Raw genomic sequence first — 18,533 nt, 5'->3', positions numbered from 1 at the left:
CCCCTGCCTCTTTGCTGCTCATTGCCAAAGCAAAACAGATGGTAATTTGTCAGGATAGGCTAATCTCAAAACTTCGTAGCCGATGCCAGATAAGCCGTGAAAGAAACCGGGATTCATCACTTGAGGAAAACCGCGAACGAATAAGGTAAATTTACTTTGTATTCGAGCATTTTCTAATACAACGGCTGTAGCTTGATGAGCAGCAGTCAGTAAATCGGGACGGTTCAGCGTTTGAGCAGCTACCAACAATGTTTCGATTCGACCAAAATTGCCCCAACACAGAGAATCAACACCCCAAACTAGAGACTTTTGCGTTGTTTCCAAAGCGATCGCAATTTCTTGACGAATCATTTCTGTATCTAAAACCGATAGACTTCCTAATCTGGCCAATGCAATACCGGGCGCTCCATTTGCCCAATTCACTTGAAACTTAGCTAGCTGCGATCGCAGATCCGGCCAGTTTTGAGCGTCGGCAGAAAACTGTGTTTGTTCGTAAGCGATGGCTTGTGTTGCTGCCTCCAGCCAGCGAGAATCTTCAGTGACGGCGAACAATCTCAACAGCGCATAAGCAATCCCAGCAGCACCTTGAGAAAAACCTACAAGCTGGCGATCGCGCCAAGTTTTCCAAGCTTTTGGTTTGCCTTCAGACTTGGTTTGATGGTCGAGTAAATGCTGTCCGCAAGCGATCGCCGATTCTAAAATAGCAGGTGTAGCATTCTCTTGATTTGCCCATAAAGTTAAAAGTCCCAGAATCGTACCAGCAGTTCCCCCCATGACATCAAAGATGCGATCATTTGCAATTAATTGTGGGGTAATTAGCTTTGTAATTTGCTGCGCTTCTACCAAGAGTGAAGGTTCGTCAAGAAACTGACTGATGCGAACAAGTCCGTAAATCAACGATCCTAGTCCTTCACTTGCGCCGATTCCTAACTGGTTGACTAATTTGTGATTTGTATCGTTCGTAAATTCTGGAAGTATTTGACGTAGCGGATGTAAGCTTCTCAAAGCTAAATCCCGCCATTGCGAATCGCCAGTAACTTGGGCTAAGGCTGCTAGAAATAAGCTAATTCCTACACAACCGTTATGCAAATTTAATTCCCCATTTTGGATATAAAAGTTTTGGCTATTGTGTTTATATCCCATACCGAGCCAAGCGACGCTATTTTCAGATGTTGTAATTGCCTGTTGCTGAAGCGTCTGAGCAATATTAATAGCTTCATCTCGCAAAACATCCGATGTTATCCAATCTCCGACTGTATGAGGAGAAATCAAGACATCAGCCTGATGCAGTCCAGGTTCTTCTAGAAACCTTGAGCAAAGCGAAAGATTAATTACCTGACTTTGAAATATTAAGTCTGTTTCATCCAAAGATTGAACGCGCTTGAGTACTCGCTCAAAACTGGATTTGTCAAACAAATCGGCAATCATGGTTCCATTACCAAGATGCAGGTGCAAACCAGAAGTATTAGCCGTCAACATGGGAATGTCGAGCTGTTCCATATCCTGCTTTTCTGCTTCCAAGATTGGCCAAAAGTCAGGTTTATCCGAGGCTTTGAGAAATCCTCGACTTAGTACGTCCAATCCCACACTGCGAGCAATGCCCACTTCCATGAAATCTGGTTGGTATGAGTTCGCTAAAATCACATCATAAGTTCTAGTGTTGCGAAACAATAGACGACACTCTCGATTGGCAAACAACATCAAGGGGCTGTCTGGAGATAAAAGCTTTTCTCGATGGAGTATCAACCAGCGATACATCTGCTCGAATCCAGTGACAATTTCGTCAATGAATTGCTTTGGTGCTACAGGAACTCGATCTAAAGTTGGTACATTGGCTTTGGAGGTAAAGCAGACTGCTTCATAGTCCATCGTCATTCCATCGGTGTTGATGTGCTTCCAAACTAGACTGGGTACAGTTTGCTCGTCTAGTTTCCCCAAACCACTCATGTCAATTGACAACAAATCGTTGCCAACTAACAGTTCCTTTTGTGGTAGTAAGGCAGTACGCAATACTGAGTTTGCCAATTTTTGAGTAAATTGTGTGGAAACATCTATTTGAGCCGATTCTGGAGTTTTAATTTCTGGGTGCAACAAAGTTTCCATATCAACTAAAACTGGATGTTCGCCACTGGCTATCAGGTTTTCGTAGTGACAATCCTTTCCTTCTAGAACGTGAATTAGGCACATTAACATTCCCGATCTTTGATAAAATCGCCGGACGGCTGCTTCTGTATCACAAGATAAAGACTCCACATACTGCACCCAACCGTGGGTAGAACGATTCAATACTTGAGAAAATTTGAATGTCAGTTCTAGTTGATGTTGGTTGTACCATTGCAATAGGTTGTTAAACGCGACTTCTAGTGACAAGTCTTTGGGTTTGTAAACCAGCTTCAGTCCGGTATCAAAGGTAAGAACAGTTACCGAACGACCCCGTTTGTGTCTATCCGATAATCCTGTGGTAATGTCTACAACTTGATTTAAGGATTGATCAGGGGAAAAATGCTCTTGAATTGCCGACCAATCAGTTAGCAGTCGGTCGAGTAGTTCCGAGGTAGACTCAACCCAGAAGTCGATGGTAGTTGCTACCAAACGTCCTAGAACGCTGTATTTTTCAAATAACCAGAGCAATCCATCCTGTAAATGAGTATCGAGAAATGCTTGATATTTATCGCGTTTAGCAGAGCCTTGAACCGCAAGAGTCAGAAAATCTCGTAAGGCATTTCCCGATGTCCGAAATTGGGCAAACTCGCGCATCAAAGTGGGAGCGAAGATTTTTAGCAGAGATTCTAGTAATTTGCGTCCCAGAATAGTTTGAACTTGACTTGCTAAAATTTTGTTGCGATCGCTAAACTGTTTTTGCAGTAAATTCTCAGCTACTTGCAGACATGGAAGATAAAAATCTTCAAATGGTAGGGGACTTTCAGGATCTATGTAGCGTTGAAATCTAGCAGAATCTTGAAATTGAAATTTTTGTGTCGCTTCAATGACTTGTTTGAGAGTATCTGTCCAAGCAGGTAAAGTATCTAATTCAATTCGGTCGGACTTACTGACAAGCAGACGAACTGTTTCATTGCTTAATCCATCCCATGCCAAGCGCCGTTGAAACTTTTCCCAGTTTCCTTTTGCAACCACCTGACACCAAAAATCTAGTCTTCTTTCGATCTCTTCTGAGTCGTTTTCAATTAGATCGTCGTCAAGAAACTGATGAGCAGACAAAGCGTTGACACACTCCGATAGCGAACTGGCTTTGATAGCGATCGCTTTTAGGGTATCAGTCAATGGATGAGCTAAAAGCATAGGATTGTATGAGGAATAAACAACGAAAAAGAGTTTTTTTTAAATATTTGTTAGGAAATAAAAAATCGTCGAAATGCCAATTTTATTTGGCTCTCGACGTGCAAAACTTAAGCGTTAGTATTACCCCACCCTAACCCTGCCCTTTCTAAGGGAGAATCAAGGGGGGTAAAACCCGGATCTAAAAAGAAACTCCGACTTGTGCTTACACCGTAGCCTTTACCACTTAATTTTAGAAACACCGATTCCAGTACCAAGTCCAGCGGCAGCAGTTACAACAGTGACGAGTGCGGCGGCAGCAGGTGTCATACCACCCGCTACTGCTTCTAATTCCTCATCCGAAAGTTCTCCGGCTGTTTCCTTAGCGCTAAATTCTGCTTGACGCTTTTGGATTTCAGCCCAAAGTTCATTTGATGAGAACTCATAACCTCTAGATTTAGCTAATGCTGTTACCGCTTCGCGATCGTTTTCTGATTCCAAAGCTTGAGCCAATTCGCCTTGCAGAGATTGATCTGCTTCGATCTGATTGAGAAATTGTTCAACTTTTGGATTAGACATAATATTCAAATTTCCTTAAGATTGTTCGCATTCAACTTATTTACACCAGCAATGATTACCACTTGATTTTGGAACCAACACCAGTACCAACGGTATAACTAACACCAAAGATAGTAGCGGCTGCACTAGCAACAGCAATTGAGGCAATTGTTGGTGTGACACCACCAGCTACCGCTTCTAGTTCTGCGTCAGAAAGTTCTCCAGCCGCTTCTCTAGCGCTAAATTCTGCTTGACGCTTTTGGATCTCAGCCCAAAGTTCATCTGATGAAAAATCATAGCCCTTAGACTGAGCCATTGCTGTGACAGCTTCGCGGTCATTTTCTGATTCCAAAGCTTGAGCCAATTCGCCTTGCAGAGATGGATCTTCTGCAATCTGGTTAAGAAATTCTTGAACTGTAGTAGGCATAAAATCTCCAGTTTTTCTATTGCGATCGCAGCAAAATCAAATTTTACTGCGTATATTGTAAATCTTATTTTATACATTTTAACTAAAGACAAGTTCAGTGTTAATACTTAATTAATCACAATTTTATTTTTTATTTGCCAGAAATATACAGAGTCATCGTTATTAATAGAGACTAAATCAGTAAGTATACGGGAAAAAAAGATCTCGACTATATAGTCTCTTCTTTATCTTTGTTTCTATTTTTACGTTTAATTAAAAGGTTACCTAAGCAGATCATGGAAGCTTCGTCTTCAGTTAAAGATATACTTTCATTAGCTGGCATCCATTTAGCTAGTTCCCGATAAATGTTATTACTAGCAACGTAACTAGAAGGAAACTGTAGCTGGATCGGATCGACAAAAGTAGCTGTTTCTGCAAAATTAATTTTCTCTTTACTAATAGAATAGATTTTGTGAAACGTCCTATAGTCTCCACTACAAAGCAAATAGTCCCAATCGCGTTTCTTATCAATCAGACTATACAAGGTCGATGCTGTAATATAAGTAAACAGATTAGCTAATGGATTTCGCCCTTGTTTGGTTTGAATCACAGCTTCCGATAAATCGATATTCCATGTTTTAACACCGTCGGGAAAAGTAATTTCTATTTGATAAACAATTTGCCATTGACAATGTTCTGTAAATAAAGAATTTCGATTTTCGATAATGAATTGAGGTAAATCGAGACAAATTTTTTCTTCAATGATTTGTCTCATATCTTCTAAGCTATAATTCTCTGGATTAGAATCAATTAGTGTATTTGCGATCGCGACAGGATTAAAGTCAATAGATTCACGATTATCTACGAGCATTTGGGCATAATTAGATTTACCCCTGATGTAATCATATTTACCGCCATCAAAGGTCAAGATATCGCCCGGATCGATGGGAAATATTTTGTCTGCCAATTCTGGAAAAGCTGTTTTGAGGTCATGACAGAATCGTTCGCGGGTGACGGGAAAGACAACTTGATTTTGCCACGCAGACTCGCCAATATATTTAAATCCCTGAGCGCCTGGAGCGATCGCTTGCGGTTGAATTAAACTAATAAGATAGAATAAATAACTGTATAATTCAAATGGAAATGAAATGCTCTGGTTATATTGAAATTTTCCTTCCATGCTGATGTGCCAAGTTGTCAGCAGAAAATCAATTTCTGGAAAAAACTTCCGAACTTTTTGAATGGTTTCCGGTGAAAAATATGTATCGACCGTATTCCAAAAAACCCCAGAATCATCGGCAAACACCATACCAAACTCCGGAACTCGCACCTCAGAACGAGTTGCCATTAATGTAGTCGATCCTGACCGGACTTTTGTAAAGTCAGCCAATGGATAAATATGAGAATATCCGAGGTGACGTAAACAATCTTCAATCAGTCGATCTTGTGGAATCAAAACATCAACTGTTTTGGGCAAATAAGCTAAAGAACGAATATCAAAATGATCAAGATGTTGATGAGAAATCACCAAAAAATCAAAGTTAGATAATTTATCGGCCATGACTTCCCGTTTGGGACAGGATTCGTTCAACCCTTCGCAAAACGGGTCCCATAGCACGGGGTCCATAAGAATTTTGCAGTCTTTGGTTTCGACAAAGAGAGTAGCATGGCCAATCATATCAATTTGCATTGGTCTTTCCTCAGTTTATTCATAGCGATAGATAACTTTGCCAAATCGGTCTTTGGCGTTATAAGTTCGTTCAAAAAATTCCTTGATGCGATCGCCTTGAAATACGGAATCAATCGCTACCGAAAAATTACCATTCGCACAGTCTTGAATCGCTCGTTGTAAATCTTCAGTTGTGCCGACACAATTGCCAATCAGATGGATATTATTCACCATCATGTTTACTAATATCTGGTTGCATGGCAATCCGTAATATTGAAATTCTTTACCTGTAAATTGAGAATATTGGTCGTAAAATCCACAAGTAATATACTTCCCTCCAGCACGCGGTACAAACAGAGAAATCACTTTTCCCAGATGGAGATCGAAAAAAGGGTCAATAATATAGTTAAAACCACCTGTTTCGTCATAAACCTCTCGCATCTGGGCGGATGCCAGCCAATCATCATCCTCCTGATTGACTCGAATCAATTGCTTTACTCCCATGTCCTTGAGTTCTTGGGCAAAGCGCATAGAAGTAGATGTAGCATAGAGGTTAACTTTATACTGTTTTAAAGCATTGATCGCAAATAAAGAGGTATTCGATTTAGCAGCAGTTACTAGAACATTAGCGCCTGGTTGAATGTTCAGTTTCCGAATCATGCTGTATGCAGTTTGTCCGCCAATACTAAAAGCAGCAGCCGACTCGTCTGACATCTTAGGGGGAATTTTCAAGAGTTTAGCTTGATGAAAGCTTTGATATTCTTTGGAAGCGTTATTAGTCGGAACCCCAGGCAGCAAACCAACTACACCGGAATCAGGATAGCTGTTATTTCCAATTACGCGATCGCCAACCTGAAACTCACTAACTTCTGCACCAACAGCTACAACTTCCCCAACAAAATCAGACCCGACTGTATAAAAGCAATCTTTTGGAGCATTAACAGCTGTTTTGAGAATTAAATTTTTGTCTCGATAATTACAGGAAAAAGCCCGTTTTTTCACCAGAACTTTCTGAATATTCTCTGGTGCATTAACATCAAACTGAGGATCTTCAGTATGAATTAGCCCGCAGAAGACATCAACGCCTTCAATTTGCATTGCCTGAACAATGTTAGGAAAAGGCATTAAGTGTTGGAGTTGACTGCCACAAATAGATACATTTTTCATTAGCTGAGTTGGAAGAATGACAAATGATAAGTAAGTCGGTGAAATAAAATTAAACTATGTAAATAAAAGCAAATAAGGCTCAAACTCTTTCTCCCCCCTGCTCCCTGCTTTATTGACATACTAGACATTCACTAATGCCTGCGTAGCTAAATAGGGCGGCAGGGCAAACTTAGCAATATATTCACAGTGGCGATCGCAAAGATAACGCGGGTGAACATCTTGCAGTTTGTCAGGTAAATCTTGTTGAGTGGGCGAACAAGGTTCTGATAAAGCTAGAAATGCCAAAGATGTAGAAATACAGCGATGGACATCCCAATAAAGAGAAATACCGTGGTACTGATTTTGAATATTTCTCACCTGTCGCTGTTGGTGAATTGAGGTTTTTGGGACAAAAGCATTAATCATTGATAACTCAAGCAAGTCTTTGGTGGGAATTTCCGGATCTAAACGCAGACTGGAATAAAAAGGAATTGTGATAGGCCAACGCCCTTGGGTATCGATAAACTCTAATAAACGGATTTGTGCAGCCCGCATCGTTCGGCCTCTAAATCCCAAAGCTGCCATAATCAAAATTCCCAAAGCTGTGGAGAGGGCAACATCATACTTACCAAAAGAATAGTCTGCGTTTAAGCTGGCTAAAACCTCAGACAAAAGTTGTTGCCGTAAGAGTGCGGCTGATTCTGATTGATCATGGCAAATAGCACGAGCTAAAACCCAATCCACCAAATAAGGATTAGCAAAATATAACCCACTGCGATTTGCCATACCAACAGTTAAATAATCCGCTGGAGTTTTAGTTTCTAATTTTGCTTCTTGTCTGAGTGCCTTAACCATGCAGGTTGTGGCATAGTCGCTTTGACACCAATGACGGCAACTTTGATCTAATACCATCTTTTTGGGTTGCTCATCTATAGACCACAGTTGAGGATAGTATCCTCCCAGGCCATCAGCAAAACGTTCCAATGCCTCTACAGCATTTGGATCATTAAATCCTTGCAAGATTAAGGCAGAGTCAGTTGCTGTAACTAATCGATTGGAGTGAAATGCCCAGAGATGATCTTGACGTTGATTTAATAAGAATTGACTTAATACTTGACGCGCATCTATAGTTGATTGAGCTATTGAGTTATCAAGGGTTTCGCTGAAATTCGTAGCTGTGTTTAAAGCGTTCAATAAAAAACCCAGGGGAACTAAATCACCATAGGGAAAACTGGGATTTGGGGGTGGTGATTGACAAATCATAGCTAACGAGCGATCGCTTGTCTTTAGTGCTAGCTTAGTCAAAGTTTTAATACTCAGATTTCTAGCCCAAGTGATTCGACCTTCTGCTGCTTTAAGTAAACCATTTTCTAAGGGTGGATCGATATTGCCGTGCTGGAGAAAAAAGAGATTGCAATGGGCAGTGCGACTAAAGTGCGACAATATGCCGGCATGAATATGAACTGGCAGACGATTTTGGAATTGAGCCAAATAATAGCCTTCTTTAGCTTCGCCTCCTAAAAACTTGACTCCGACTGCCTGAAGCAATTCATAATGTTCTTTAGTTGGTTCTCGCTCAAAAATAGCCTGGGCATGGCCAATTCCCTCTTGAATTTTAATATGCAGTAAAACTGGAGGGTAAATATCTAGTTGTTCTCCTAATCCCAAACAATCAGCTTCGTCAACAGGAAATAATGCTAATTGCTTGGCAAAGCGATCAAAAAGAGAATGGCGAATGCTTTCACGAGACCAACCTTTACCAGAAACAGCCTCCACCAGTCTAGATTGATCGGCTGATGCTAAAAATCGTCCTGAACTGGCTAACACCACATGGCTGTAAGCAGTTAAATCGATTTCCATTGGCAAGTGGTACATTGCTTTAATCGTGTCCTCATTTGCCAAATGACGGATGGGTGAAAGATTAAACAAAACCATCCATTCTAACGGTGCAGGTAAAGTGTGAAGAATTTCTGAAACTAACATTTGACTTTAAATAAACATCAACTAATATCTGGACAAATTCTGAAATCATTAATATTGCGATGAAATTTTTCCGGAATTATCTTGAAAATTAGATTTACAGACTACCAGTTATCTTTTCCCCCTTCCCCCTGCTCCCTGCCCCCGGTCACTGAGTTTCGACTACGCTCAACTGCCGCGTAACCGAAGTGCTGCCCCCTGCGGTCTAAATGACAAGTCTTTAACCGGACACGATATTACGCCACTTGTCGCGCCATGAGTTCCGCAAACATACCTTTTTGCGCCATCAATTGCTCAAAATTACCCTGTTGTAACACCTGTCCCGCAGCAATTACATAAATGCAATCGGCTTTGCGAATGGTACTGAGGCGGTGAGCAATAACGATACGAGTCACCTTCAACTGTTCTAAACTTTCACTAACAATTGCTTGAGTGCGATTATCTAAAGCACTTGTCGCCTCATCAAAAATCAAAATTTTCGGTTTCATTACCAAAGCACGAGCAATTAATAACCGCTGACGCTGACCACCAGAAATGTTTGTACCACCTTCGGAAATGACTGTGTGCATACCCATTGGCATCTGTTGCACGTCTTCAGCAAAGCCGGCCATGCGCGCCGCTTCCCAAGCTTCATCTATTGTTACTAATGCCCCACTGGAAATATTTTCAAATATAGATGCACTGTTTATGCGACCATTTTGCAAAACCACACCCAACTGTCGCCGCACCGCAGAGATATCTAAACCTGAGACATCTTGACCATCATAATAAATCGTGCCTTCTTCTGGCTGCTCGAAACCCAACAGCAACCGTACAGTAGTTGATTTGCCACTACCAGAAGGGCCGACTAAAGCAATAAACGAGCCTGGTTCTGCTTCAATCGTGACTCTATCGAGTGTTAAGGGAATGTCTGGGCGGTAGCGAAAACTCACCCGATCTAACTTCACCCTTCCAGTCAGCCGACCTGGATCTGTTTTTTCACTATCAACTTCAGGAGGCTCTTCTAAAATTGGTTTGGCGCGTTCCCATAACACTGAAACTTCCGAAACTTGGATAAGTGTATTACTCAAACTGGTTGCACCCGAAACAAATATACCAAAAGCTGCATTGAAGGCGAGAAAAGTACCAGCAGAAAATCCCCTACCTCCTTCTGCTTCAGCTTTGGCAATTAAGCTGATAACGACGGCATAAATTATAATTGAACTAACAGTAGGTAAAAGTGTATTAAAAAAACTGACGGCATTTTCTATAGCCTCTGTACTCAGAATTAACTGTAGTTCCCGACTAAATTTTTTAGACCAGTAAGCAAATGCTCGTTGTTCAGCACCAGCAACATACAACTTAGATACTCCGCCAATTAGCTCTACTGTTAGGCCAAATACCTCACCTTGTATTTCTTCTAGTGGCTGCATTTTTTTGCGATTCAGGACACCTGCAACGTTAGTGACGATAATATTAACCACAGCAACTCCTACAGCTATTAATGCCAACTGAGCGCTGTAGAAAAATAACAATCCCAAATTGAGGAGAGAGAAGAAGGCATTAAATATGGTTCTGAGAACTGTGCCACTAAGTATGTGGTGAATTTGACTAATTGCAGAAACACGAGACTGAAGATCGCCAGTTGAATATCTGCGAAAGAAAGCAACTCGTAGTTTGAGCAAACGATCCCAAACAGCAGTTTGGGTTTGAATATTAGCAAAGGTTTGTAGCCGCGAGGTAGCAATACTTTCTATTAATTCAAATGAGGTGCTAGCAGCTGTTACAGTTAGCAAACCCAGAGCAATTTGAAATATTAAGCCCCGATTAGCATCAGGAATTGCACTATCAATTAGGATACCCGTGGCTTGAGGAATGAGCATTCCCAGTAATGAAGTTAAAATACCCATCAATAACAGGGTAATGATGTCTTTGATTCTTCCCTTGACAGCAAACTTGAGAATATCCAGTGTTTTGAGTGCCTGTTCAGGGAACGGGCGATAAAACATAAAAGCTACTGGGGAAATCAACCTAGCTGTATTGTGATTCAGAGGCAGGCGGCGACGCTGTTCGGGGTCAAAGATTTCGTATTTATTGTTACTCGCTGGTAATAAAGCTACAGGTTTTTCGCCTTCAACTGTATAAGCTAACAAAGACCCGCTATCTGAATGCCACCAATTACCGCTTAAAATTACCCGTCGAGTCCGAATACGCGATGCTCGTGCTATGGCAGCTAAGGGATCTTTGATTCGCTTAGGATCTTCCGATCGCGCGGGAGGACGAATCTCAATTCCTATAGCTCTACCTACTGCTCCCGCAGCCATTAACAGTGCTGTTCCTTCCTGCACGGATGCAACTGCTTTGGGTCTAAAAATAGCGGTGAGATTACCAATTGAGCGTTCGCTAACTTGTTGATTAAGTTGTAGGCGATCGCGAAACTGCGTTGCTTTTATTTCCTCGTCTTGTTGGTTGAGTTCAGATAAACAGTTGATAAAATTAGTTTGTAACTGATATAGATGCTCGACTAAGGATGTTGAGAGATCGAGTGTGTGGCTATTGATCCCATCAAAAACAATGTTAGTATCCTCAAAAACCGCTACGAGGCGATCGCTCCACTGCTGCATCAAATTTGGAATCTGAGTTGAGGTATTACTATTGATACAATTTTCCTGTTGTATCCAATTTTCAAGACTAGCTGCTACTAGATAAGTTTCTTCATAAGCAACGGCAATCAGTTCGTAAGACTGCCCTTGTGGAATTGTAAAAATACCAAATAAGGCATCCTCAGTATTTACATCAAACAAATAACGACGCGCTCCTTGAGAAATACCATCGACAATAGTGACTGCAAACACCGCCATTGCTCCCGATGATACTAGCCAGACAGTATCAGCATTATTCAGAGCTAAGTAACTGTTGCCCTTGACAACAACACTTTCAGAAGCGCCAGTTTTGTTTAGCACATTGGTCATTGTGTCTACTCTCACATATACAATTAAATCGTATTAATAGTTAGTTGTTATCCTGAATACAGCTTTAAAGGAAAATAACAACCATTTATACTGCTTGTCCACCGGAAATTCACGTAGAAATTAAAAAAACTAAGGCTAGCTTTACAAAAGCTAGATAATCCTGACCCTGACGAAGAAAAACTAGGGGAGCATCCCACTTTTTTGAACGTCATTGCGAACGTAACGAAGTGGAGTGAAGCAATCGCAAAATCTCTGACTACAAACAAGTCAATGCGATTGCTTCGTCGTTCCTCCTCGCAATGACACTTATTCTCTTGTTGTCAAATAAAAACTGGGATGCACCCAAAAACTAGGGTTTCAATGTAAATGAGTTTATGATTAACTTTAACCTTTTTTACTGCGTTCTAAATACATTACAGCCAGTGGAACATAAACAGAAATTGCCACCACTGTAGCTACAAACCATTCCACAATATATGGCTTTGCTGACGGAATTATTGCAAATATAACAGCACTGAATATTTCGCTTACTACACCTTGTCCTATTTCTAAAGCAAAAAATAAAACCACTAATGTCCAAAATTTTTGTTTGACTAAATCCCAACTTCTTTGAAAAGCTGCAACTATACTTAACTTTTCTACAACCAAAGCCTGAGCCACAAACTGACTGTAAAAAAAGAAGCAAATTCCTGGTATAAGTAGTAATCCAAGACCAATAATAGTACCAATATACCAAAGTATCCCCACAGTCAAAACAAGTGGTAAAACTTTAATAACTTCTAAATAAGCAACTAAACCTGAGCTAGGTTGTGCTTGACCTTGACTGATCAAACAAGCTACAGCAGCTTTACCAAGCGGGGTCAAAAGACTAATTACAAAAAATCCTAAAAAAACTCTACCAGGGGAAGATAAAAAGCCTAAAAAATCAAGAGTTTGATTTTTGACAAACTCTTGTGTTAACAAAACAATACCCTCAGTAATAAAAGTAATAGTTAACAAAGAAAACCAATATTTTTGAATTGCTAAAAATGACTTATAAAAAACAATATTTAGTTCGTGCATAATAATTATGATTAAAAGCAAGATATTTTTAGGTATTTTCAGCAGTGCAAATTATCGATAGTTTTCATTTCATTAAAATTAAAACTATCTAATCTGAAAACCTCAAATATTACATAGTATATCTTTGCCACATCTGCTCTAGCAGAACTCCTGTTTTTGTTGCTAATTCTTCCAATGTACAAGAAGTTAAAAACATGATTAATCGTGCTTTATTTTCCAGACTTTTTAGTTCTTCAATATGACTAATATTAAATTGCTCTAAATTCTGTGCTGCTTGTTTTACCAAAACTTGTAAAATCCTAAAAGCCCCATCTGATAAAGGTGGATTTCCGCAATAATTTTCTAATCTTCCACCTTGACGATAATTGGGAAATGCTTCTAAACCCACAAACCGCAAAAACCAATCTGCGCGATAATAATTATGATTAGCAGCAACAATTCCTTGATAGTCAGCAATTAATTCATCAAGTATATTATTTCGCATTGAACCAAAAACCCGTTTGGTAAAATAGTGGCAGCACTCATGTTCAAGCCGAATCGTCAGGCATAAAAGTAACCATTCTGCTTCATCTAGCCCTAATTCTGCGGCATTAACAGCGCTGTAATTGCCTTGACTGAGAATGATAAAAAAGTCTTGGTAAAGATGCTTTTGAGGTATCAAGCGTTGAAATTCTGCTTTCCACTCTGTTTCCGTTACAGGTTGTTCTTGGTGTGTTTCCCATTCTGTGCGGTATTTTTTAATACGTTGCCAGTTATTGAAACCACTAATAGCAATTGCTCCCATTGAGTCAGGAATGCTGACGGGTTCGTTACGCTTACTCAACGCTTGCACCAAAACAATAAAATCTGCTCTACATCCAGCAATTAAAATGGGAACTTCCCCAGCCAAAGTAGGATGTATGATTAATTGCAATGATTCTGGTTGTTCTAATTCCAAACCAGTTGCCTCTACCATGCTATCAGCAGGATTTCCTTGACGGGTAGCGGCGCGATAGTTTTCGGTTTCACTAATTCCCAGACGAATAGGAAATTGCAATTGTACTAATGCAGAGCGCAAAGTGGTGAATGTACCCAAACTTTGTGCCTGTGCATGATAGCGCTTCCACTCTGTGACATGAGGTTCTGATGCTAGGGGAAAGGTAATATTAGGTGGTAATTTTGGATGATTAAAATTATTTTGGTTGTAGGCTAAAAGTTCTGTAATTTCTTCTGGTGTTGCTCCCAATTCAGATAAAACTTGAGAGCGATAATTAAGTTGAGTAGGCATAGTTTTAACAGCTAGCTGTGACGGATTTTGATACTATTTCTGGAATTTTGTCATTTTTAAATTGCCCAAAATTACTCTGCCTGAATCAACCTTGCGTAGTAACCATCTGTGTTCTTCATCTCTTCATGAGTACCTCTTTGCGCTACTTTTCCCCGTTCCAACACAATAATTTCATCACAGTCGCGAATAGTACTAAGACGGTGAGCGACAATAATACAAGTGGAACCCCGTCGTCGGATATTCCTATCAATCATCTTTTCAGTTTCCGTATCTAAGGCGCTAGTTGCTTCATCCATTACTAAAATGGCTGGGTTATTTACCAAAGCACGGGCAATTTCTAGACGTTGGCGCTGTCCGCCGCTTAAATTTGCTGCACTTTCGAGTAATTTTCCATCCAGTCCACCGGGCATAGCCATGACAACATCTAAAATGGCAGCATCTTGGCAAGCTTGAATTAATTGAGTATTGGTAATAGTTTCATCCCAAAGAGTTAAATTATCTCGTACCGTACCGCCAAACAGAAAAATTTCCTGCTCAACTATGGCTAGAGAATTAGTTAAAACTGAACGGGGAATGTTTTGTTTGAGAATACCATCAAAAAGTATTTCTCCGTCCCAGGGTTGGTAGAGTCCAGTAATAAGTTTGGAAAGAGTAGACTTACCCGAACCACTACCACCAACAAAAGCCACTCTTTGTCCTGGTTTGAGAGTACAACTAAAGTTTTGAATTAAAGGTTCATCAACTCGACTATAACCGAAGGTAATATTACGTAACTCTATATGACCTTGTAAGCGATAGGGAATACTTGGAGTAGCATATTGAGCTGATTGCGCTTGCAGTGCTGGGTTAATCGGGTTGGATAGTACATCATCCAAGCGATTGAGATCCCCGTCTAGTTCCTGAATTTTATTTCCCAAACCAACCAAAGTTTTAACTGGTTCTTGGAATCTCTCCATCAAAGTTTGAAAAGCTACTAACATACCGATGGTAAGATGTCCGTCAATGACTCGTAACCCGCCAATTACTAATAGCAACATGGAAGTCAGGGAAGTTAACAAAGGTGGCACTAGTCCTACTAGTCGGTCAGTCTGACTTAATTCTTGCTGTGCATTAGTGGCTTTAGCATAATATCCAGCCCAACGACTAAAAAAATCAGACTCCAAAGCCGCAGATTTAATAGTTTCAACACTTTGTAATGCACCGATTTCTACCCCAGCAATTTTACCGTAATCTTGAGTCAGGCGCATATTGGTATCAACCCGACGACGGGCAACCCAACCTAGCACCACAACGTTGATAATTACAGCAACAATGCCAATTAAAGTTAATACCCAATCATAAGCCAGCATGACTATGCCATAGAAGACAAGCATAACTGCGTCAATGGAGGTTCTTGCTAATTCACCGGATAGAACTTCTGCTACTTTGGTGTTCAGCTTGACGCGATTACTTATTTCTCCAGCAAAGCGTTGAGCATAGAAACTCACAGGTAAGCGGAGAATGTGCCATAAAAATTGACTACTCATCCCAATAGATAGCTTAAGTTGCAGATATCGCAGCTTTCTTAATTGCAAGAAAGTCAGCACTGCTTGTAGTAAAACTACAACCCCCATACCCAATAACAGAGGTCTCAACCAATCTGTGCGATTTTGCATCAAGATATCATCAACAAAGACTTGGCTAAAAGCAGCTAGTGTTAATTGGGGAATTACCAGCAAAAAGCCAGCGAGAATACAGAACAATAATTCATTAAAGGATTTTTGTAATCGCGTCAGTAAGGCTCTGATAATACTGGGTTTATGACCACCTTTTTTAAACTCTGAACCTGGCTCCATAATTAGAACCACGCCAGTATATGCTTCGTCAAACTCCTGAATTGTGACACTGCGAGGGCCTGTAGCTGGGTCATTTAACCAGACTTTTTCTCCAACAAAACCTTCTACCACTAAAAAATGATTAAAATTCCAAAAAATGATAAAGGGTGGCTTAAGTTCTTGGAGTTGGGTGAGTTCTTTTTTAAATCCTTTGGCCTGCATTCCATAATTACGAGCTGCTTTCAAAATATTTGAGGCTTTAGAACCATCACGAGAAACACCGCAGCTAGTACGCAATTCTGCTAAAGGTAAAATTAGATGATAGTAACGTAAGATAATTCCCAAAGCTGCTGCTCCGCATTCCACCGCTTCCATTTGCAAGAGAGTTGGCGTTTTCACACGGATATTTTGCATTTTTGGTGCTTGAGAACTAGACTTTTCCAAGTCTGATTTTTTGACAACTTTTTCCAGTAATTGCATTATTTTCAATCAAATTTGCTTATGTTCGTTGGGAATTTTCTCAGTCAGGATTCATACCATTTCACGAAATTATTGATACAAATTACTTTTCTTACTCCCCCTGCCTTTGGTCACTGAGCGTAGCCGAAGTGCTGCTTCCCCTGCTTCCCCTGCTTCCCCAAATGTATCAACTTTAAAGTGAAACGGTATCAGGCGCGATATTTAAAACTGTGAATTATTTGAAGCCTATAAATTCTCTAAGTATGGGGAGAACAAAGGTAATTGGCGCTCTTTCTTCGATAGTGACACGAACAGAAGTAGTAGTACCTGTAGTAATTTCAGAATTAGGACCTTTAGAAGATGACCATTTGTAGCCGCTTACAGTATTTGAATCTTTAATTAAGTCAGCATTAATTTGAATAGCCGCACCATTCTGACCGATTAAGTTCATCACTACTTCTGGATTACCAATCAAAGAAGCTGCTCCTTCTTTGGTTATAGGAAAGGGAGAAACAGCAACGACTGTGCCTAGAATCCCGCCAAATCTTTCTCGTTGTACAGTATCAGGAGTAATAGAGACAGACATTCCAGAATGGATTTGTTTACCATATCTGATAGGGAAATAAGCTGTCATCGTGGAAGTATCGTTACTACTTCCTGTTCTGAGAGTTCCTAAATGAGTACCCGGTTGTACAACTTGGCCAAGAGTAGCAGTTAATTCTAAAACACATCCGTCTTGACTGCTTAGAATGAGGCTATTTTGAGTAATTTGTTGTTCAAGTCTAATTATTTCTCGGTTGACTTCTTGAATTTCTTTATTACGTTGATTCTTACTTTCGAGATTTTCTTGTACTAAACGTTTTTCTTGTATTTCTAGTTCTTGCAGTTTGCCTTGAATCTCGCTAATCGAGCGCAGATTATCTAAATACTCGCGTTCTGTTTTGGTATTTTCTAAAACCAGTTGTCGTAACTGTGCTTGAATTTCGCCTGTTGTTCGCAGGTTTTGTAAATAGCTTTGCTCTGTTTGCGTTTCGTTGACATCGAGTTGTTTTAATTCTGCTTGTAATTGAGCTACAGTCTGAAGTCCCTGTTGATATTCTTGTTCTGCCTGCAAAAATGAATCTGTGGCGATCGCTCCAATTTTTGCTAACTCGCGGCGCTTTTGGAGTCTTTCGGCAAACACAGGAACTAAAGATTGAGCATCTTTTAAACGTTGTTTGACACTAATTCGCTGTTGCTTGAGAGCTGTTAATGCTTTATTTTTCAAGACTGGGGTCAAGTTTTGCGTGTCTTCTAAGCGTTCCAGGAGATTTTTTTGTTGTTCTTTAATCGCATCCAGACCTTTTGTTTTTAATATAGGAGTGAGTGAACGAGAATCTTGCAAGCGTTTTTCTAGAGTTAGCCGGGAAGCTGCGATCGCACTTTTTTCTAACTGGATTCGCTGATTAGATAACAACAATGAATTGCGAGCTTGTATTTTTAACTGTTCTAATTTTCCCTTTGTTAGCTGTAACTGCTGTTTCAAATCAACTGGATCTATCATGGCCAATACTTCATCTTTCTTGACGCATTGCCCACTTTTGACGTACAAATTTTTCAATTGTCCAGAAATAGAGGATTGGAAATCAACAACTTGCCGGGGTTGAATTAATACACCCCGTCCATCAATATTAATAGGAATACGTCCGAAAATGCTCCAGAGCAAACCAACTGTTGCTAAGCCACAAAAAACTGTCACGATCAGCCAATCTTGTGGATTCACAACTTGCATTAGTTGATCCAAACGTTCTGGAGAAGATAAACGCTCTAGAGACTCTTGCCGAAAGATACTTTCCTTATTTTGATCTTGATTGGAAACCATTGTTGTTAATTATTCACTACTAACTTTTAAACAAGTACGCATAAACATTTGTGGTTCAAGTAAGGCAGAAAAAATAAAATTTTA

Annotated in this window: 11 protein-coding genes; all 11 read right to left on the bottom strand. The window is 40.2% G+C overall.

Annotated features, from left to right (window positions below; all coding sequences use genetic code 11):
• Nucleotides 1–18: 18 nt before the first annotated feature.
• The 11 genes from QI031_RS06590 to QI031_RS06540 all read right to left on the bottom strand — a co-directional run bounded on the left by QI031_RS06590 (nucleotide 19) and on the right by QI031_RS06540 (nucleotide 18,449).
• Nucleotides 19–3,300, bottom strand: coding sequence for a type 2 lanthipeptide synthetase LanM family protein (locus QI031_RS06590; protein WP_281484395.1), 3,282 nt, complete (start codon nucleotides 3,298–3,300; stop codon nucleotides 19–21).
• Nucleotides 3,301–3,516: 216 nt separating this feature from the next.
• Nucleotides 3,517–3,855 (bottom strand): Nif11-like leader peptide family natural product precursor, encoded by a 339-nt coding sequence (locus QI031_RS06585; RefSeq protein WP_281484394.1) that lies wholly within the window; start codon nucleotides 3,853–3,855, stop codon nucleotides 3,517–3,519.
• Between the two features lie 55 nt (nucleotides 3,856–3,910).
• Nucleotides 3,911–4,261 carry a Nif11-like leader peptide family natural product precursor gene (locus QI031_RS06580; RefSeq protein ID WP_281484393.1) on the bottom strand — a complete coding sequence of 117 codons (351 nt, stop codon included), beginning with the start codon at nucleotides 4,259–4,261 and terminating at the stop codon, nucleotides 3,911–3,913.
• Between the two features lie 208 nt (nucleotides 4,262–4,469).
• Entirely contained in the window at nucleotides 4,470–5,930 is a 1,461-nt protein-coding gene (locus QI031_RS06575) for an MBL fold metallo-hydrolase (RefSeq protein WP_281484392.1), read from the bottom strand.
• Between the two features lie 15 nt (nucleotides 5,931–5,945).
• Nucleotides 5,946–7,076, bottom strand: a complete 1,131-nt coding sequence (locus QI031_RS06570; protein WP_281484391.1) for a quinone oxidoreductase family protein — start codon at nucleotides 7,074–7,076, stop codon at nucleotides 5,946–5,948.
• 120 nt (nucleotides 7,077–7,196) lie between these two features.
• Entirely contained in the window at nucleotides 7,197–9,038 is a 1,842-nt protein-coding gene (locus QI031_RS06565; RefSeq protein WP_281484390.1) for a hypothetical protein, read from the bottom strand.
• 233 nt (nucleotides 9,039–9,271) lie between these two features.
• Nucleotides 9,272–11,986 (bottom strand): NHLP bacteriocin export ABC transporter permease/ATPase subunit, encoded by a 2,715-nt coding sequence (locus tag QI031_RS06560; RefSeq protein ID WP_281484389.1) that lies wholly within the window; start codon nucleotides 11,984–11,986, stop codon nucleotides 9,272–9,274.
• A 384-nt stretch (nucleotides 11,987–12,370) separates the two neighbouring features.
• Nucleotides 12,371–13,048, bottom strand: a complete 678-nt coding sequence (locus tag QI031_RS06555) for a DUF7847 domain-containing protein (RefSeq protein ID WP_281484388.1) — start codon at nucleotides 13,046–13,048, stop codon at nucleotides 12,371–12,373.
• A 109-nt stretch (nucleotides 13,049–13,157) separates the two neighbouring features.
• Complete coding sequence (locus tag QI031_RS06550; RefSeq protein ID WP_281484387.1) at nucleotides 13,158–14,315, bottom strand: DUF7005 family protein; 1,158 nt, start codon at nucleotides 14,313–14,315, stop codon at nucleotides 13,158–13,160.
• A gap of 71 nt (nucleotides 14,316–14,386) precedes the next feature.
• Nucleotides 14,387–16,609, bottom strand: a complete 2,223-nt coding sequence (locus QI031_RS06545; protein ID WP_425526011.1) for an NHLP family bacteriocin export ABC transporter peptidase/permease/ATPase subunit — start codon at nucleotides 16,607–16,609, stop codon at nucleotides 14,387–14,389.
• Between the two features lie 214 nt (nucleotides 16,610–16,823).
• Nucleotides 16,824–18,449, bottom strand: a complete 1,626-nt coding sequence (locus QI031_RS06540; protein WP_281484386.1) for an NHLP bacteriocin system secretion protein — start codon at nucleotides 18,447–18,449, stop codon at nucleotides 16,824–16,826.
• Between the last annotated feature and the right edge of the window lie 84 nt (nucleotides 18,450–18,533).

It is taken from the genome of Halotia branconii CENA392 (assembly GCF_029953635.1).
Lineage (GTDB): Bacteria > Cyanobacteriota > Cyanobacteriia > Cyanobacteriales > Nostocaceae > Halotia > Halotia branconii.
Note: the sequence above shows the minus strand (reverse complement) of the source record. Positions and strands in the feature narration are given on the sequence as shown.